13 protein-coding genes and 3 rRNA genes are annotated in these 18814 nt (G+C 65.4%); 3 read left to right on the top strand and 13 right to left on the bottom strand.

Annotation, left to right across the window (positions count from 1 at the left end; genetic code table 11):
- Window positions 1-6: 6 nt before the first annotated feature.
- Window positions 7-990, bottom strand: coding sequence for a DNA-3-methyladenine glycosylase 2 family protein (locus J2Y42_RS05630; RefSeq protein WP_309855755.1), 984 nt, complete (start codon window positions 988-990; stop codon window positions 7-9).
- Window positions 991-1077: 87 nt separating this feature from the next.
- Between J2Y42_RS05630 and J2Y42_RS05625 the strand changes: the two genes are divergently transcribed.
- On the top strand, window positions 1078-2448 hold the full coding sequence (locus tag J2Y42_RS05625) for an FAD-binding oxidoreductase (RefSeq protein ID WP_309855753.1): 1371 nt from the start codon (window positions 1078-1080) through the stop codon (window positions 2446-2448).
- A gap of 15 nt (window positions 2449-2463) precedes the next feature.
- On the opposite strand, the gene J2Y42_RS05620 is transcribed toward J2Y42_RS05625, so the two are convergent.
- The 4 genes from J2Y42_RS05620 to J2Y42_RS05605 all read right to left on the bottom strand — a co-directional run bounded on the left by J2Y42_RS05620 (window position 2464) and on the right by J2Y42_RS05605 (window position 5681).
- Window positions 2464-3024 carry a thioesterase family protein gene (locus J2Y42_RS05620; RefSeq protein ID WP_018189210.1) on the bottom strand — a complete coding sequence of 187 codons (561 nt, stop codon included), beginning with the start codon at window positions 3022-3024 and terminating at the stop codon, window positions 2464-2466.
- Window positions 3025-3133: 109 nt separating this feature from the next.
- A complete protein-coding gene (locus J2Y42_RS05615; protein ID WP_309855751.1) occupies window positions 3134-3463 on the bottom strand; it encodes a nuclear transport factor 2 family protein in 330 nt (109 codons plus the stop codon).
- Between the two features lie 48 nt (window positions 3464-3511).
- Window positions 3512-5332: a 2-succinyl-5-enolpyruvyl-6-hydroxy-3-cyclohexene-1-carboxylic-acid synthase gene (gene menD / locus J2Y42_RS05610; protein ID WP_309855749.1), complete on the bottom strand. Its 1821-nt coding sequence runs from the start codon at window positions 5330-5332 to the stop codon at window positions 3512-3514.
- Window positions 5325-5681, bottom strand: coding sequence for a PLD nuclease N-terminal domain-containing protein (locus J2Y42_RS05605; RefSeq protein ID WP_020076048.1), 357 nt, complete (start codon window positions 5679-5681; stop codon window positions 5325-5327). The genes menD and J2Y42_RS05605 overlap by 8 nt, the downstream gene beginning before the upstream one ends.
- Before the next feature lie 42 nt (window positions 5682-5723).
- Between J2Y42_RS05605 and J2Y42_RS05600 the strand changes: the two genes are divergently transcribed.
- Window positions 5724-6017, top strand: coding sequence for a DUF4229 domain-containing protein (locus J2Y42_RS05600; RefSeq protein WP_309855747.1), 294 nt, complete (start codon window positions 5724-5726; stop codon window positions 6015-6017).
- 9 nt (window positions 6018-6026) lie between these two features.
- On the opposite strand, the gene J2Y42_RS05595 is transcribed toward J2Y42_RS05600, so the two are convergent.
- Genes J2Y42_RS05595 through J2Y42_RS05585 form a run of 3 tightly spaced genes read right to left on the bottom strand, consistent with a single transcriptional unit; the run spans window position 6027 to window position 9211 of the window.
- On the bottom strand, window positions 6027-7010 hold the full coding sequence (locus J2Y42_RS05595; protein WP_309858039.1) for a 1,4-dihydroxy-2-naphthoate polyprenyltransferase: 984 nt from the start codon (window positions 7008-7010) through the stop codon (window positions 6027-6029).
- A gap of 26 nt (window positions 7011-7036) precedes the next feature.
- Window positions 7037-8290, bottom strand: coding sequence for an AMP-binding protein (locus tag J2Y42_RS05590; protein ID WP_396427134.1), 1254 nt, complete (start codon window positions 8288-8290; stop codon window positions 7037-7039).
- A gap of 9 nt (window positions 8291-8299) precedes the next feature.
- Window positions 8300-9211, bottom strand: a complete 912-nt coding sequence (locus J2Y42_RS05585) for a 1,4-dihydroxy-2-naphthoyl-CoA synthase (protein ID WP_020076052.1) — start codon at window positions 9209-9211, stop codon at window positions 8300-8302.
- Between the two features lie 56 nt (window positions 9212-9267).
- Between J2Y42_RS05585 and J2Y42_RS05580 the strand changes: the two genes are divergently transcribed.
- The gene (locus tag J2Y42_RS05580) at window positions 9268-10260 is read left to right on the top strand and encodes an o-succinylbenzoate synthase (protein ID WP_309855743.1); all 993 of its coding nucleotides are present in this window, start codon (window positions 9268-9270) and stop codon (window positions 10258-10260) included.
- A 7-nt stretch (window positions 10261-10267) separates the two neighbouring features.
- Here J2Y42_RS05580 and J2Y42_RS05575 read toward each other — a convergent pair whose 3' ends face one another.
- From J2Y42_RS05575 to J2Y42_RS05555, 5 genes are all read right to left on the bottom strand, one after another.
- Window positions 10268-11287, bottom strand: a complete 1020-nt coding sequence (locus J2Y42_RS05575) for an HAD-IIA family hydrolase (RefSeq protein ID WP_309855741.1) — start codon at window positions 11285-11287, stop codon at window positions 10268-10270.
- Window positions 11262-12017, bottom strand: coding sequence for a hypothetical protein (locus tag J2Y42_RS05570; protein ID WP_309855740.1), 756 nt, complete (start codon window positions 12015-12017; stop codon window positions 11262-11264). The genes J2Y42_RS05575 and J2Y42_RS05570 overlap by 26 nt, the downstream gene beginning before the upstream one ends.
- Window positions 12018-13260: 1243 nt before the next feature.
- Window positions 13261-13377: ribosomal RNA gene (rrf, locus tag J2Y42_RS05565) — 5S ribosomal RNA — on the bottom strand.
- A gap of 134 nt (window positions 13378-13511) precedes the next feature.
- A 23S ribosomal RNA gene (locus J2Y42_RS05560) occupies window positions 13512-16625 on the bottom strand.
- Between the two features lie 439 nt (window positions 16626-17064).
- Window positions 17065-18588, bottom strand: a 16S ribosomal RNA gene (locus tag J2Y42_RS05555).
- The 16S, 23S and 5S rRNA genes sit together here, the layout of an rRNA operon.
- Between the last annotated feature and the right edge of the window lie 226 nt (window positions 18589-18814).

Genomic DNA, 18814 nt, shown 5'->3' with positions numbered 1-18814 from the left:
TCTGGCTCAGTGCCAGCGATGCTCCTGCAGCGTGACGCGCGGGCCGCGCCGCTGGAAGCGGAAGCCGCTCGCGAAGATCAGCCGCACCACGCGTTGCCGGTGGCCGGCCCAGGGCTCGAGCAGTTCGAGCATCCCGTCGTCGTCGACCCGACGGCCGATGAGCGCTTCGCCGACCTGGTGCGCGAGGTGGTAGTCGCCGACGCTGACCAGATCGGGGTGGCCATGAGAACGCTGAAGCGTCTCCGCGGCCGTCCAGAGACCGACGCCCGGGATGGTCTGCAGCACGGACTCCGCTTCGGCGAGGGTCGGAGCACTGTCGGTCGCACGTTCGAGGGACGGCGCGACCGCGAGCACCGCCTGCACCGCTCGTGCCCGGCGAGGATCGACTCCGGCGCGGTGCCACTCCCACGACGGGATGCCGCGCCACTGCTCGAGCGTCGGCGTCACGCGCATCCCCTCCGGCGCAGGACCCGGTGCGGGCTCGCCGTACCAGCGGAGCAGGCGCGACCACGATCGATACGCCTCGAGGCTGGTCACCCGCTGCTCGATGATGGCGGGGATCAGCGCTTCCAGCATCCGCCCGGTCCGCGTCAACCGCAGGCCCGGATTGCGGTGCAGGCTGTCGCGGAGCAGGGGATGACGTGCGACGTCGAGTTCGGACCAGTCGTCGTCCCGGCCGAGCAGGCTCGGAACGGCATCGATCGCCCACTCCGCTCCCGGTCCCCATGCGGCGGCCGAGAGACCACCGGCGGATGCCCGATGGATGCGCAGAGTCGCCGCGCCCATCGGCGTGCGCCAGGTGCGCCACATCCCCCGCAGATCCCACGTCGTGGTCGGGTCATACGGACCGCGGCCCAGCGGCGCCAGCGTCCCCGAGAGATCGAGCGTCCCGGCCGGCCGGTACACCGTCTCGGCGTCCGGCGCCGCCGCCGAGGTGTGCGACCTCGCGCCGGTCGCGGGCGCGGGGGCGGAGGGCAGAACGGCGGACATGCTCGAATGCTACGTCACGCACCTGACACCGACTCGTCACGAAAAATGGGGTTCCCTCATGTCGGTGGCCTCCCCTACATTTCCCCCATGGGAATCGAACTCGACACGAACGCTGTTTCGCGCCTGCGCGACGCCGTCACGGGCACCGTCTACGTCAGAGGCGACGATGGACTCGCGGCGGAGGTCGCCTGCTTCAACCCGGCGATCCGCCATGATCCGGACATCGTCGTCGCCGTCGCATCTGACGACGACGTCGTGGAGGCCATCCGCTTCGCCCGCGAAGCCGGAGTCCCGGTGCGCGTACAGGCGACCGGCCACGGCGCGGAGGCACCGATCGTCGGTGGCATGATCGTCTCAACGCGAGGCCTCGACGGGCTTTCGATCGATGCCGCTTCCCGCCGGGCCCGCATCGGCGCGGGCCTGCGCTGGGCGCCGGTCATCGTCGCCGCGGCCGAGCACGGCCTGGCGCCCGTCACCGGCTCGTCCACCGGCGTGGGCGCGGTCGGCTACACCCTGGGCGGCGGAGTGGGGCCACTCGCCCGCCGCTACGGCTTCACCAGCGATTGGGTGCGCGGGTTCCGTGTCGTCACCGCAGACGGTGAGCTGGTCACCGCCGACCGCGAGACGAATCCCGACCTCTTCTGGGCTCTGCGCGGCGGCAAGGGCGGCCTGGCCGTCGTCACGGAGATGACACTGGAGCTGGTGGAGCTCCGCTCGCTCTACGGCGGAAGCGTCTTCTTCGAGGGCGGAGCGATCGAGCCCGCATTGCGCGCCTGGGTCGACTGGTCCGCCGAGCTGCCCGACGAGGCGACCACGTCTGTGGTCCTCCTCAACGTGCCGGACGTGGAGGGACCGCCGCCCTTCTTGCGCGGCCGCACCCTGCTCAGCGTCCGGTTCGCCTACCCGGGCGACCCAGCAGAGGGCGAGCAGCTCTTCGCTCCCATCCGGGCGGCAGCTCCGGTCTCTCTCGACTTCGTCGCCGAGATGCCGACGACCGCTGTTGCGAGCATCCACAGCGATCCGGAGGAGGGTGGTCCGACCTGGATCCGCGGGTTCATGCTCGACTCGTTCGATCAGGACTCGGCCGACGTGATCCTCGAACTCGCGGGACCGGGGTCCGGGTCGCCCTTCGTTGCGGCCGAGATCCGCCAGCTGGGCGGCGCGACCGCTCGCGACCTGGAGGACGGCAGCTCGGTCGGCGGGCGGGACAGCGGCTTCACGCTCAGCCTGATCGCGGGCGATCCGTCGACCTTCGCGGAGGCCGCGCCCGCTCGCGCTCGAGCGATCGCCGAGGCGTTGCACGACACGGTCTCTGCGATCACCAACGTCAACTTCGCCGGTGATCTCTCCGACCGCGCCGCCTTCGAGAGGGTGTGGCCGCCGGCGATTTCGGAGCGGCTCCAGGCGGTGCGTCGGCAGTGGGATCCGGACCGCGTCTTCGCGTTCGGACCGGCCTGACCGGCGGTCCGGGCGTCACTCGCTCCAGATGCTCGGCGCCTCGACGCGTGTCGACGGGAGGGCTGCATCCGCTCCCCAGGCACGCAGCCACTCGGGGACGGTGACATCGGTCGGCGACGGGCCGACGGCCTCCAGCAGCTCGTCGATCGTGACGATGCCGCCCCCGCGCTTGAGGAAGCGCCCGCGGATGAACGCCTGTGTGTAGATCTCGCCGTCCACGGTGAATCTTTGCTCGACATAGACGGCCTTCTCGTCGAAGCCGAGGATGCGCGATTCGACGACGAACGGCTGCCACAGTTCCAGCGATTTGCGGAACGAGATCGTCTCCGACGCCACGACCGGGTACCAGCCGCGCTTCTTGAAGATGGCCCAGACGCCGTTGCGCATCAACAGGTCGAAGCGTCCGATGTCGGCGATGGACAGGTACACGCCGTTGTTCATGTGCTTCAGGATGTCGAGGTCCGTCGGCAGGACGCGGAACTTCGTGCGCGCCACATCCCAGTGGCCGAGCCGCGCTCCGAATCGGGAGATGATCGCGTGAAGCATCGTCCGGAAGATCATGTGCACGGCGATCATGTTAGTGATCCGCCACCGCATCGGCGCATCCGTTGTGCGATGTCTCCAAGCACCGGTCGGCCGAGGTGGATGCGGCTTGTGCGCTCCGCATCACATCGACGGGATGAGATCAGCTGATCCGGAGGCTGGCGATGCGACCGTCGCGCAGCTGGAACTCCATCGGGCCCGTCCCGTTGAATCCGTCGCCCGTCACCGTCAGCGTGACGATCCAGGTGCCGGGCTGCGAGCTCTCGCGAGCGTCGACGAGGTCGAAGTGCGAGTTCACGCCGATGTTGTCTGTGCCGTCCCAGCTCCGCACCCCGGCGCGGCCGTGAAACTCGCGACCCCAGTCGTTCAGGTATGCATCGTCGGTGAAGGTGTCGACGAATCCGGCAGAATCGCCCTGATTGGTTGTGTCGATGAACCGCTGGATGGGTTCGGGCAGTCCGTCGTGCGCCATGGCTGTCTCCTGTCGTCGTCAGTGCGTCCGAGGAGAATCACAGCACGTTCAGCGCGGCAGCGGAACCTCGACGATGCTCGTGCCGGCCGGGGGCGCGGAGAGGGCCTGGTCCAGCTCGCCCTTGGTGCGGACGACCGTGTGGTGCCAGCCGTACGCGTGGGCGAGCGACGAGATGTCGACCGTCTGGGGTGTGTAGAGGACGCGGTCGAAGGCGTCGGAGCTCGCGGTGGCGGCGACCTCCAGTCCGTCGAAGATCGTGCCGCCGCCGTCGTTGCCCACGATGACCTGCAGGTGAGGGCGCGCCTCGCCGGCACCCATCAGTAGCGAGCCGACATCGTGCAGAAGCGCCAGGTCACCGAGCAGGACGCGGGTCACTCCGCTCGGGGTCCCGGCAGCGCGTGCCGCCGCCTGACTGGCGAGAGCGATGCCGGTCGCCGTGGCGATGGTTCCGTCGATGCCGGCGAGCCCGCGGTTGGCGTGCACGGCGATCTTCTTTCCCGGCACGATGCGGTCCACGTCCCGGATGAGGCGGGAGGCACCGAGCACGAGCCTGTCGTGCGGCCAGGTGTAGCGCCAGACCGCCTCCGCGAGCAGGGCACGCGTGATCGGGGCCCGGATGGCCGCGAGTTCGGCGGAGGCGAAGGCCAGGGCGTCGGCCGGGTTGAACGAGCGGGCCTTCTCCAGGTCCGGCGCGACCGCGGCAGGATCGGCTTCGCGCTCCGCGAGCTCGGCGATGCGCCGGCTGGCGAACACCCACCGGCCGACCCATCCCCGCACCTCCGGCGAGCGGACGTCGATCGTCTCGGCACCCCGGACTCCTCCGACGATGCGCGCCCGGTGCCCGGGGTTGTACGCCTGCGCCCCGGTGGGAGCGACGACGACGACCTCCACGTCGTCCCGCGTGAGCAACGCCGGCACTTCCCTGCTGAGCGTGGGATGCCCGAACACGATCGCCCGTTCGACGGCGCCGCCGAACGCGTCGTCGTGCAGCAACTCCCGGTACGACACCACGAGGTTCGGCCCGAAGTGGGCGCCGCTCGAAACCTCGGCCAGAAGCGGGAACCCGGCGTCGCGGGCGAACTCTTCGGCCGCCGGTCCCGCGTCGGCACCTGCGACGACGACGGTCTTCCGGCCGCCGTCGACGGAAACGATGTCGCGCCCGAGCGCCGCCGGTCCGGCGACCGCGGGAAGCGCGCCGTGGAGAGGCTCCGGCAGTGGCGGGACGGCAACGGAGAGCGGTTCACGGAATGCGACGTTCAGGTGGACGGGCCCGGGATCCGCCGTCTCGGCGCCGATCGCTGCACGGACCGCCGCTGCACCGAGGGCGGACGCACGGTCGGCTTCGCCGTGCTCGCCCGTCGGCGCGTCCACATCGTCCGACCAATGGACGGCGGATGCGTAGAGACCGTCCTGTTGCGTGGTCTGGTTCGAGCGGATGCCGCGGAGCTCTTCCGGGCGGTCGCCCGTGACGATGATCAGCGGGATGCCCGCCTCGTGTGCTTCGAGGACGGCCGGGTGCAGGTTCGCGGTCGCGGTGCCGCTCGTCGTGACGACCACGGCGGGGGCGCCCGTTTCGCGGGCGAGCCCCAGAGCGAGGAATCCGCCGGAGCGCTCGTCGATGCGCACGTGCAGGCGGGCGGAGCCGGATCGTTCCAGTTCGGCTGCGGCGAGCGCGAGCGCCTGCGACCGGGAACCCGGGCTCACGACCAGGTCTCGTACACCGTTTCGTACAAGAGCGCTCAGAAGCGCCAGCGAGAAGTCCGTCGCCGGATTCCCGGTGATCCCTCCGCCGACGTCGGCGCTCGCGCCCGGATCGACCGGACCCGTGCCGACCGAGGTGACGTCGCCCGCGTGCGGGCGGTCAGCCATCCCGGCGGCCGGTCTGATCGTTGTCGGGACCGTTGTCGTCCAGCTCGGCGAGCTCCTTCTCGAGCTGCCGGATGCGCTCCTCCTGGTCGTGGTCCATCCGGAGCTTGCCCAGGAATTCGGGGTCGTCGTCCGGTGCGCTCACGCGACGCGCGAGGTCCGCCTTCCGACGGCCGCGGCCTATCAGGAACCAGAGGATGCCGCCGATGACGGGGAACAGGATGATGACGAGCAGCCACACGGGCTTCGGAAGGCCACGCACTCGAGAACGGTCGAACAGGGCGCAGTCTGCCACCGAATAGATGTAGAACACCACGGCTGCGACGCCGAGGGCTATCCAGAGGCGAACCATGGGTCAATCGTAACTCTCAGAGACGCTCTCTAAGCTGGGAGGGTGAAGCGGATTCCCTCTTGGATCACCTACACCGTGCTGCGCCTCCTGGTGTTCGCGGTGCCGCTCGTGATCCTGCTTCTGGTGGGCCTCGTCTGGTGGCTCGCCGTCATCGCGGCCGCGCTGATCGGCCTGTGCCTCTCGTACATCTTCCTGAGCCGTCCGCGCAACGCGGTGTCGTCCGATCTGTACGCGGTCCGTCACCGTGAGAAGCCGGCGCGGTCGGAGGACGACGACGTCGAGGACGCGGCGGTCGACGACGCGACCGCCGACACGCGGGAGCGCAAGCGAGACTGACGCCGCGCGTCAGAAGGCGTAGGCAGCGCCGAGCGCGATTGCCACCAGCAGGCCGGTGAGACTGGTCAGCTGCAGAGCCGTGATGAGTTCGCGCGGTGTGCGACTGAACAGCGTGATCACGCACGCCGGCAGCGCCGCGAGGAGGGCGAACATCCCGTACCAGGCGAACGGGTAGAAGACGGCCAGCACCGCGAGGATGCCGAAGGGCACCAACAGCAGCACGCAGAACGCGATGCGGGATGCGACCCGGCCGAGCAGGACCGCAAGAGTCCGCTTGCCCGCCAGCTTGTCCGGTTCGATGTCGCGGATGTTGTTCACCATGAGGACGGCACACGCGATGAGACCGGCGATCACGCCGCCGTACCAGGCCTCCTGGTTGACGAGGCCGGCGAGCATGTAGGTGGTACCCGCTGTGGCGACGAGCCCGAAGAAGACGAAGACGAAGACCTCGCCGAGGCCGTAATACCCGTAGGGTCGCTTGCCGCCGGTGTAGAACCAGGCCGCCGCGATGGCGGCGGCGCCGACGATCAGCACCCACCAGTACTGCGTCAGGATGACGAGGATGAGACCGGCGACGGCCGCGAGCCCGAAGAAGGTGAGCGCGACGGTCAGCACGGCGCGCGGTGTCGCCTTGCCGGAGCCGGTGAGGCGCCCCGGCCCGACCCGGAACTCGTCCGTTCCCCGGATGCCATCCGAGTAGTCGTTGGCGTAGTTGACGCCGATCTGGAGCAGGACGGCGACGGCGAGGCACAGCAGCGCCCGAACCGGATGCCAGACGCCCGGACCCTCGGCGACCTTCGCGGCGCCGACACCGATCAGGACCGGTGCGATGGCGAGGGGAAGGGTGCGGAGGCGAGCGCCGGCGATCCAGTCGGCGGTCGTCGCGGGCTTCGCGGGAGCGGAGGCGGCGCCGGGACGTCGACTCCGGCCGCCGCGCGGCCCACGGGAGGTCTGCGGCGCCATGCGCTCCATGCGGGGCTTGTTCTGACTCATCACAGAGCGAATTGTAACGACACGGGCTATGCCTCCGGCGCAGCGGCCAGCCGCGCGAGGGCGACCCGATCCGGCTTGCCGCTGTCCAACCGGGGGAGGCGGTCGACTTCGACGATCCGAGCCGGCGCGGCCGCACGCCCCAGACGCTCTCTCACGGCACGGCGCAGCGACTCGAGCGTCGCCGTGGATGTCGCATCGCCGCTCGCCTCGACGACCACCACCGGCACCTGTCCCCAGCGCGCATCCTCCGCTGCGACCACGACGGCCTCATGCAGCCCGGGATGTTCGCGCACCGCCCGCTCGACCGCGTCGAGCAACACCTTCTCACCGCCCGAGATGATCACGTTGTCCACTCGACCCAGCACCGTCACGCGGCCGGCCTCGTCCACGGAGCCGAAGTCACCCGTCCGGTACCAGCGAGCATCGTCCGCTTCGTGGAATGCGGCCGCCGTCCGGCCGTGATCGTCCAGGTACCCTTCCGCGAGCATCGGTCCGGAGATCTCCAGCTGTCCGTCGACGGCGCGCACCGTCGCCGTCCCGATCGGGATCCCGTCGTACACGCACCCGCCCGCGGTCTCGCTCGAACCGTACGTGCTCACGATGCGCGCTCCGATCGTCTCCGCACGCTCGCTCAGCTGCGTCGAGAGCGCCTGTCCGCCGACCAGGATGCCGTCGAACCGTCGCAGCGCGTCCGCCACGGTGCGGGAACCGGCCTCCGCCGCTTCCACCAGCCGCGCCAATTGGACCGGCACGAGGGACGTGAAGCGCAGGTCGTGATCGAGCTCGTGGGCGAGGGATGCGAACCGCTCCGCATCGAAATGCCCTCCGCCGTAGAGAACGGGCTCGGTGTCGGCGGCGAGCGATCGCACCAGCACCTGCGCGCCTGCCACGTAGTGCGCGGGGAGCGCCAGCAGCCACTGACCCTGCCCGCCGAGAGCACCCGCGGATGCAGCCGCGCTCGCCAGCAAAGCATCCGCCGAGAGGGCCACTCGCTTCGGCACCCCGGTCGATCCTGACGTCTCGATCACGAGCGCCACGTTCTGCGCGACGCGCTTTCCCGCACTCGGCCACGGCTGCGCCACTGCCCCCGGCTCCAGTGCTGCCCCAGGCTCCAGTGCTGCTCCAGACTCCGTTGCTGCCCCAGCGTCCGGCGCTGCTCGAGGGCCGGACGGAGCACTACGAGGCACGACCGCCGCACCGCCGGCGGTCAGCGCCTCCCGCAACGCGACCAACACCTCTTCCGGCCGCGACGCATCGACGACGCGGAGCTCTCGGGTCATCTCAGGGCCTCAGTACTGCCAGGGGAACGGGGACCAGTCCGGCTCCCGCTTCTCCAGGAACGCGTCGCGGCCTTCGACCGCCTCGTCCGTCCCGTACGCGAGCCGTGTCGCCTCCCCCGCGAACAGCTGCTGGCCCACCAGCCCGTCGTCGACTGCATTGAACGCATACTTGAGCATCCGGATGGCGGTGGGCGACTTCGTCAGGATCTCGTTCGCCCATTCGACCGCTACGGACTCCAGCTCCTCGTGCGGAACGACGGCGTTGACGGCACCGCGTTCATACGCCCGTTGCGCCGAGTACTCCCGCGCCAGGAAGAACACCTCCCGGCCGAACTTCTGGCCGACCTGCCGCGCGAAGTAGGCGGAGCCGTATCCCGCGTCGAAGGACCCCACATCGGCATCCGTCTGCTTGAACCGGCCGTGCTCCGCGCTCGCGATCGTGAGATCGCACACGACATGCAGCGAGTGGCCACCGCCGGCCGCCCACCCGGGAACTACAGCGATGACGACCTTCGGCATGAAGCGGATGAGGCGCTGCACCTCCAGGATGTGCAGACGACCGCCGCGCGCGGCATCGATGGAGGACGCCGTCTCCCCCTCCGCGTACTTGTAGCCGTCGCGCCCCCGGATCCGCTGGTCGCCGCCCGAGCAGAACGCCCAGCCGCCGTCCTTCGGGCTCGGACCGTTGCCGGTCAGGAGCACCACACCGATCCGGGGGTTGGTGCGGGCGTCTTCCAACACGGCGTAGAGCTCGTCGACCGTGCGCGGCCGGAAGGCGTTCCGCACCTCCGGGCGGTCGAACGCCACCCGTGCGATCCTCCCGCTGACGTCGTGATGGTAGGTGATGTCGGTGAGGCCATCGAAGCCGGTGACCTCGCGCCATACCTCCGGGTCGAAGAGTTCTGAGACGTCCGCTTGCATGGATCCAGCCTACGGTTCGCCGTCCCGCGCCGACCGGCTCGTGCAAAACTTGTGGAATGGTGCCGGACCTCGCCGACCTGTTGGCAACTTCACGCGTGGTCTCGCTTCCGATGACCACCCGCTTCCGCGGGATCACGGTGCGCGAGGCGGTACTCATCGAGGGCCCCTTCGGGTGGACCGAGTTCTCGCCGTTCGTCGAGTACGACGACGAGGAGGCGGCTTCCTGGCTGCGTGCGGCGATCGACTTCGGCTGGAGGGCGACTCTCACGCCTCTCCGGAACCGCATCCCGGTGAACGCCACGGTCCCGGCCGTCCCAGCCGACGAGGTGCCGGCGGTGCTCGCTCGGTTCCCCGGCGCCCGGACCGCGAAGGTCAAGGTCGCCGAACGCGGCCAGACTCTTGCCGACGATGTCGCGCGGGTGCGGGCGGTCCGCGAAGTGCTCGGCCCCGAGGGTCGCGTGCGCGTCGACGCCAACGCGCTCTGGAACCTCGACGAGGCGGAGCACGCCATCCACGCGCTCGCGCCCTTCGATCTCGAATACGTGGAGCAACCGTGCGCGACCATCGACGAGCTCGTCGAGTTGCGGGGCCGCGTCCACTACATGGGCATTCCGATCGCGGCGGATGAGAGTGTGCGGAAGGCCGCCGATCCGCTCGCCGTCGCCCGGGCAGGAGCAGCCGACATCGTCATCGTGAAGGCGCAACCCCTGGGCGGAGTGCATGCGGCGCAGCGCATCGTCGCCGAGGCGGGGCTTCCGGCGGTGGTCTCCAGTGCCCTCGACACCTCGGTGGGAATCGCCATGGGAGCGCACCTGGCGGCGGCGCTCCCCGAGCTGGAGTTCGACTGCGGGCTCGGAACGGTCGCCCTCTTCGAGCAGGACGTCGCCGCTGAACCGCTTCTTCCGGTGGACGGGAGCATCCCGGTCATTCGTCCGACCGTGTCGTCCGCCCGGTTGGACCGGCTGCAGGCCGAACCGGAGCGCACTGAATGGTGGCTCGAGCGGCTCGCACGTTGCCACCGCCTTCTCGAGCGCGGAATCGCACTCTGATCCGGCGTCAGCTGTACAGGCGCTCCGTCACCTCGAGCCCGTAGATCGCCCGACCCGAGTTCCAGATCGCGGCACATGCCGCGCGGAGGAGGTCGAGCTCATCGCTTCCCTCAGTCACGATGCGGACGTCGTTTCCGTCGATCGTGACGGTCGCGTCGCGCACACTGACCGCGCCGTTCCGCGCCGTCTTGACCTCGGGATAGGGCTCGCTGAGTCCGCGCAGGTCACGCACGATGAACGTGGGCCGCGAGTCTGCGTCGGCTGCCAGCAGCTGCTTTCCGCCGTCGATCCCGGTGAGGACGAGAACGGAGGCGATACCCGCCCGGTTGGCACCGAGGATGTCCGTGTCGAGGCGATCACCGATGAAGAGCGGGCTCTGCGCCTGGAAGCGTGCGACCGCCTCGTCGAAGATCGCGCGCTCCGGCTTGCCTGCGACCAGCGGCAGCCGGCCGACCGCGGTGTGGACGGCCGACACCAGGGTCCCGTTTCCCGGCGCGATGCCTCGGGCGACGGGGATCGTCCAGTCTGTGTTGGTGGCGATCCAGGGGCGCTCGTCGTCTGTACGCCCCTGCAGAGCGAAGGCCGCCTCGGCGAGGTCTGCCCAGCCCACTTCGGGCGAGAAGCCCTGGATGACGGCCGCCGGCGATTCGTCGGCCGAGCGGGTGACCGTGAAGCCACCCTTCTCGACCTCGTCGACCAGTCCGTCTCCTCCGACCACCAGGATGCTGGAGCCGGCGGGGACGTGCTGCGCGAGCAGTCGCACCGCAGCCTGGGGAGACGTGACGACGTCGCTCGGCTCAACGTGGAGGCCGAGCTGGTTCAGGTGCTCGGCGACGGACGCATCCGTTCGCGAGGCGTTGTTCGTGATGTAACCGACTCGAGTGGTTTCAGCCACAGCGTTGAGGCTCTCGACGGCATGCGGGATGGCGTCAGGGCCTTTGTAGACGACGCCGTCCAGGTCGGCGAGGACGAGGTCGACGCCGTCGAGCGGCGCCCGGCCCTCACTGCTCCGTCGAAACAGGGCCATCGGTCGGCTCACTCTCCTCGTCCTCAGCGCTGTCGTCTTCCTTGGCGCTGTCGTCGGCCTCAGCGCTGTCGTCCTCGACGTCGTCGTCCTCGCTGAGGAGGGCTTCCACCTCGAGCTCGTCCTCGCTGAGGGGAGCCTCGTCGGAGATTTCCTCGGGGTCGAGGAGCACCTCCTCCTCGATGACGTCGATGGTCTCGAGCTCATCGGTCGCGTGTGCCTGGTCGAAGGCCTCTTCGGCCCGCTGCGCCAGTTCGCGCCACCGCGTTGCGTCGGCGTCGCGCCCGAGTTCCTCGAGCACTTCGGCATAGGCGTGGAAGAGGTCGGCGCTGTACGAGAATGCGCGGGTGGGGTCGAGCTGCGGAATCTCCAGCTCGGCCAACGCCGCTTCCGGCTGTTCGAGGTCGAGGCGAGCACCGGACATGGCGATCGCGAGCGACACCTGCACATCGGCTGGCAGGGTGGCCCGGTCGACGGAGCGTCCGAGTTCGAGAGCGCGGTCGGGACGATCGACCCCGCGCTCACTGTCCACCATCAGCGGCAGCTGGTCGTTGGATCCGGAGATGCGACGGTACGTGCGCAGCTCCCGCAGCGCGAGGGCGAAGTCGCCGATCGCGTACGCGGTGATCGCGAGTGTCTCGCGGACCACAGCCACGCGCCCGGCCCGACGTGCCGCCGAGAGAGCGTGCTGGTGAGCAAGCTCGGGGTCCGTCTCGATCAGACGACTCGCCATCACCAAGTGCTTGGCAACCCAATCGGCGTTGTCCTTGCTGAGCGTCTTCAGTTCGACGCGAGCTTCGCCGGGGAGATCCCGGGCTTGGATGTCCTCGGGGATAAGCGGGTCATCATGACGCGGGCGGACGGACTGGAGCTCTCGTGCGAGCTGCGCCTCCTCGTCCGTGCGCCAGCTCTCATCCCGGGCGTCCCGATCGCCTCGCGCCGGACGTCCGTCGCGGGTCCAGAGCCCGTCCTTCTGCGGAGGGCGCCCCTGGCGGTCGTTACGGAACCCGCCGGAACGCGGCGCATCGCCGGATCGGGTCGGTCGATCGTTGCTCCGGCCGCGATCTCCGCCGGCACGGTAGCGTTCGCCGCCGTCGCCGCGCGGCTTCCACTCGCGCGACTGCAGATCGTTGTCGCCGCGCGGCTTCCACTCGCGGGTGCGTCCATCGTTGTCACCACGCGGCTTCCACTCGCGGGCGCGTCCGTCATTGTCACCACGCGGCTTCCACTCGCGAGCGGGACGCCCGTCGTTGGATCGCGGCTTCCACTCCCGAGCAGGGCCCTCGTTGGATCGAGGCTTCCACTCGCGAGCGGGACGCCCGTCGTTGGATCGCGGCTGACGGTCGTCGCGGGAACGTCCGCGGTCCCGGTCGGATCCACCGCGCTCCGTGCGGTCGCCGCGGTACTGAGGTGCACCGCCGCGGTCGGAGCGAGAGCCGCCGGAACGACGCTCGTCGGAGCCGGACCCGCCGTCGCGGTTGTTACGCCAGTTGCCACCACCCGATACGGAACGGTCGCGGGATGCGCCGCCACCGGTGCGGGGTCGACCGCCGTTGTCCCCATCGTTCCGATTGGGGCGATACCCGTCTCCGCCGGTCCGCGAGCGACCAGTGTCCGCGCGATCGCCGCGGGGACGATCGCCGTCACCGCTGCGTGGCGGACGATATCCGTCACCTCTCCGCGGTGCGCGGCCGCCCTGGTCTCCGTCGCGGGAGGAGCGGTACCCGCCGTCGTCGCGCGGGCGCCGGCTCTGGCCCGAGCCGCCGCGATCCGGCCGGTACCCGGCGCCGTCGCGACTCGATCGGTCGGGCTGCTGGCGCCGCGGTCGCTCGTTCCGGGCGTTCTCGTCTGCCGGTGTGTCGCTCACGGCTTCTCCTGTCGAGTCGGCGGGTCGAGCCCAGCCTATGCTTCGTGCTGCTACTGACCCCGTTAACGCGAAATGGCCACCCATCACTGGGTGGCCATCTCACAAAGAAGTCCGGCGGTGTCCTACTCTCCCACAGGGTCCCCCCTGCAGTACCATCGGCGCAGAGAGTCTTAGCTTCCGGGTTCGGAATGTAACCGGGCGTTTCCCTCTCGCTATGGCCGCCGAAACACTATTGATGTATCAAAGTGAACGATCAAGCTTTAGCTTGAATCAGTTCTCGACCGTACATCGAGAACCACATAGTGGACGCGAACAATCTTGGCCCCTCATAGCTGCCTTACAACGTTTATGAGAGTGGTGATTATCAAGTTATCGGCTTATTAGTACCGGTCAGCTCCATGGGTCTTTAGTCCCCACTTCCACATCCGGCCTATCAACCCAGTAGTCTAGCTGGGAGCCTCTCGCCCGAAGGCATGGAAATCTCATCTTGAGGCCGGCTTCCCGCTTAGATGCTTTCAGCGGTTATCCATCCCGAACGTAGCTAACCAGCGGTGCTCTTGGCAGAACAACTGGCACACCAGAGGTTCGTCCAACCCGGTCCTCTCGTACTAGGGTCAGATCCTCTCAAATTTCCTACGCGCGCAGCGGATAGGGACCGAACTGTCTCACGACGTTCTAAACCCAGCTCGCGTACCGCTTTAATGGGCGAACAGCCCAACCCTTGGGACCTACTCCAGCCCCAGGATGCGACGAGCCGACATCGAGGTGCCAAACCATGCCGTCGATATGGACTCTTGGGCAAGATCAGCCTGTTATCCCCGAGGTACCTTTTATCCGTTGAGCGACAGCGCTTCCACAAGCCACTGCCGGATCACTAGTCCCGACTTTCGTCCCTGCTCGACTTGTCAGTCTCACAGTCAAGCTCCCTTGTGCACTTACACTCGACACCTGATTGCCAACCAGGTTGAGGGAACCTTTGGGCGCCTCCGTTACTTTTTGGGAGGCAACCGCCCCAGTTAAACTACCCACCAGGCACTGTCCCTGAACCGGATTACGGTTCTAAGTTAGATATCCAGAGTGACCAGAGTGGTATTTCAACATTGACTCCACCGACACTGGCGTGCCGGCTTCAAAGTCTCCCACCTATCCTACACAAGCCACACCGAACACCAATACCAAGCTGTAGTAAAGGTCACGGGGTCTTTCCGTCCTGCTGCGCGTAACGAGCATCTTTACTCGTAGTGCAATTTCGCCGAGTTCGCGGTTGAGACAGCTGGGAAGTCGTTACGCCATTCGTGCAGGTCGGAACTTACCCGACAAGGAATTTCGCTACCTTAGGATGGTTATAGTTACCACCGCCGTTTACTTGGGCTTAAATTCTGAGCTTCGCCGAAGCTAACCCTTCCTCTTAACCTTCCAGCACCGGGCAGGCGTCAGTCCGTATACATCGTCTTGCGACTTGGCACGGACCTGTGTTTTTAGTAAACAGTCGCTTCCCACTGGTCTCTGCGGCCTTCAAACGCTCCAGGAGTAAATCCCTTCACGCCTCAGGCCCCCCTTCTCCCGAAGTTACGGGGGCATTTTGCCGAGTTCCTTAACCACGATTCTCTCGATCTCCTTGGTATTCTCTACCTGACCACCTGAGTCGGTTTGGGGTACGGGCGGCTGGAACCTCGCGTCGATGCTTTTCTTGGCAGCATAGGATCACCCATTTCGTCAATGAAGACTACGCATCGTGCCTGGGCCTATATGAGAGACGGATTTGCCTATCCCTCGGCTTACACACTTACACCGGGACAACCATCGCCCGGCTGGGCTACCTTCCTGCGTCACACCTGTTAATACGCTAGCCGCACCAGCATGGGGTCGAGCGTTAGGCCCGGACCTTCACCCCGAAGGGATCCGTGTCCAGGATTAGGACTCTTAGCACCACTGGATTAGCTTGGGCGGTTCTTCGCCGGTACGGGAATATCAACCCGTTGTCCATCGACTACGCCTGTCGGCCTCGCCTTAGGTCCCGACTTACCCAGGGCGGATTAGCCTGGCCCTGGAACCCTTGGTCTTTCGGAGGACGGGTTTCTCACCCGTCTTTCGCTACTCATGCCTGCATTCTCACTCGTGTGGCGTCCACGGCTGGTTTACACCGCCGCTTCACTCGCCACACGACGCTCTCCTACCCATCAACACGGCTGGACCACGAAGGCCTACCAATAATGTCAATGCCACAACTTCGGTGGCGTGCTTGAGCCCCGTTACATTGTCGGCGCGGAATCACTTGACCAGTGAGCTATTACGCACTCTTTCAAGGGTGGCTGCTTCTAAGCCAACCTCCTGGTTGTCTGTGCAACTCCACATCCTTTCCCACTTAGCACGCGCTTAGGGACCTTAGTTGGTGGTCTGGGTTGTTTCCCTCTCGACGATGAAGCTTATCCCCCACCGTCTCACTGCTGCGCTCTCACTTACCGGCATTCGGAGTTTGGCTGACGTCAGTAACCTTTTGGGGCCCATCGGCCATCCAGTAGCTCTACCTCCGGCAAGAAACACGCAACGCTGCACCTAAATGCATTTCGGAGAGAACCAGCTATCACGAAGTTTGATTGGCCTTTCACCCCTATCCACAGCTCATCCCCTCAGTTTTCAACCTAAGTGGGTTCGGTCCTCCACGACGTCTTACCGTCGCTTCAACCTGGCCATGGATAGATCACTTCGCTTCGGGTCTAGGACATGCGACTGAATCGCCCTATTCAGACTCGCTTTCGCTACGGCTACCCCTCACGGGTTAACCTCGCCACATATCGCTAACTCGCAGGCTCATTCTTCAAAAGGCACGCTGTCACCCCTACAAGGAGGCTCCAACGGTTTGTAAGCAAACGGTTTCAGGTACTATTTCACTCCCCTCCCGGGGTACTTTTCACCTTTCCCTCACGGTACTTGTCCGCTATCGGTCATCTGGGAGTATTTAGGCTTATCAGGTGGTCCTGACAGATTCACACGGGATTTCTCGGGCCCCGTGCTACTTGGGATACTCTTCGCGCCATTGGACCATTTCGGCTACGGGGTTGGCACCCTCTATGACTGGCCTTTCAATACCATTCGCCTATGATCCTTTGTAACGCTTGCAGTTCGGCAGAAGCTGCTGAAAAGTCCCGCAACCCCGACCATGCAACGCCTGCCGGCTATCACACATGATCGGTTTAGCCTCTTCCGGGTTCGCTCGCCACTACTAACGGAATCGCTTTTGCTTTCTCTTCCTGTGGGTACTGAGATGTTTCACTTCCCCACGTTCCCTCTACCCGCCCTATATATTCAGGCGGGAGTCACTGGGTCACCCAAAGGGCCCAGCGGGGTTTCCCCATTCGGAAATCCTCGGATCAAAGTTCGCTTATCAACTCCCCGAGGCTTATCGCAGATTGCTACGTCCTTCTTCGGCTCCAGATGCCAAGGCATCCACCGTTTGCTCTTAGAAACTTGAAATCACATGAGTTTGAATCGATCGGCGTCTCATCTGCCGAAGCAGACTTTGACGCAGATTGACCAATGATCTAATCAGTACTCGAAAGTACTGTGATCATCTTTTGTGATCCGAACCCGAAGGTTCGAATCTAAGATGCTCGCGTCCACTGTGTAGTTCTCAAAGTACGGGCGGTACCTTCTCCGCCGGCCGAGTTATGACCGACAAGAAAAGGTCCAGAGGATTCGGTTCTCATCTTTTCCGATGAGGTCCGGTCCCTCAGGACCCAACAGCGTGCATGTGCAGGACTTCCTGGTCCGAACGGTTCCTATCCCGAAGGATGTACTGAGTTCGAGCCGATCGGCTCCGCACCAATGTCAATGTTCCACCCATGAGCTAACCGGCTGAGACGTTCGCTCAGATCCGGCGCCTGGACACCCGAGGGTGCCAGTTGCTCCTTAGAAAGGAGGTGATCCAGCCGCACCTTCCGGTACGGCTACCTTGTTACGACTTAGTCCTAATCACCGATCCCACCTTCGACGGCTCCCTCCACAAGGGTTGGGCCACCGGCTTCGGGTGTTACCGACTTTCATGACTTGACGGGCGGTGTGTACAAGGCCCGGGAACGTATTCACCGCAGCGTTGCTGATCTGCGATTACTAGCGACTCCGACTTCATGAGGTCGAGTTGCAGACCTCAATCCGAACTGAGACCGGCTTTTTGGGATTCGCTCCACCTTACGGTATTGCAGCCCTTTGTACCGGCCATTGTAGCATGCGTGAAGCCCAAGACATAAGGGGCATGATGATTTGACGTCATCCCCACCTTCCTCCGAGTTGACCCCGGCAGTCTCCTATGAGTTCCCACCATTACGTGCTGGCAACATAGAACGAGGGTTGCGCTCGTTGCGGGACTTAACCCAACATCTCACGACACGAGCTGACGACAACCATGCACCACCTGTTTACGAGTGTCCAAAGAGTTGACCATTTCTGGCCCGTTCTCGTATATGTCAAGCCTTGGTAAGGTTCTTCGCGTTGCATCGAATTAATCCGCATGCTCCGCCGCTTGTGCGGGCCCCCGTCAATTCCTTTGAGTTTTAGCCTTGCGGCCGTACTCCCCAGGCGGGGCGCTTAATGCGTTAGCTGCGACACGGAAACCGTGGAATGGTCCCCACATCTAGCGCCCAACGTTTACGGCGTGGACTACCAGGGTATCTAATCCTGTTCGCTCCCCACGCTTTCGCTCCTCAGCGTCAGTTACGGCCCAGAGAACTGCCTTCGCCATCGGTGTTCCTCCTGATATCTGCGCATTCCACCGCTACACCAGGAATTCCATTCTCCCCTACCGCACTCTAGTCTGCCCGTACCCACTGCAGGCCCGAGGTTGAGCCTCGGGTTTTCACAGCAGACGCGACAGACCGCCTACGAGCTCTTTACGCCCAATAATTCCGGACAACGCTCGCACCCTACGTATTACCGCGGCTGCTGGCACGTAGTTAGCCGGTGCTTTTTCTGCAGGTACCGTCACTTTCGCTTCTTCCCTACTAAAAGAGGTTTACAACCCGAAGGCCGTCATCCCTCACGCGGCGTTGCTGCATCAGGCTTGCGCCCATTGTGCAATATTCCCCACTGCTGCCTCCCGTAGGAGTCTGGGCCGTGTCTCAGTCCCAGTGTGGCCGGTCACCCTCTCAGGCCGGCTACCCGTCGTAGGCTTGGTGGGCCGTTACCTCACCAACTACCTGATAGGCCGCGAGTCCATCCTTGACCGAAGTTCTTTCCACGTACAGGAGATGCCTCCGTACGTCGTATCCGGTATTAGCTTCCGTTTCCGGAGGTTATCCCAGAGTCAAGGGCAGGTTACTCACGTGTTACTCACCCGTTCGCCACTAATTCCCCAGAGCAAGCTCCGGGTTCATCGTTCGACTTGCATGTGTTAAGCACGCCGCCAGCGTTCGTCCTGAGCCAGGATCAAACTCTCCGTAAAATGTTTAGCTCCACGATCGCAAGCGACCGGGAAACATAGTGCAGGCTTGGACAGGAAATAAGTCCGCGCACTGCGAGTTTGTCTTGACTAGTTTCGAATATCTACTGACATTCTGTTTCTAATCCAAAGGAATCTCGCATCGACCACTAGACTAGGTCTAGACAGTCAATGCCGAGGTTGTTTGGCATTTGACATTGTGCACGCTGTTGAGTTCTCAAGGATCGGA

This window comes from Leifsonia sp. 1010 (assembly GCF_031455295.1).
In the GTDB taxonomy this organism is placed as follows: Bacteria; Actinomycetota; Actinomycetes; order Actinomycetales; family Microbacteriaceae; genus Leifsonia.
The sequence above is the reverse complement of the archived record's forward strand: the minus strand, read 5'-3'. Positions and strand labels throughout refer to the sequence as shown.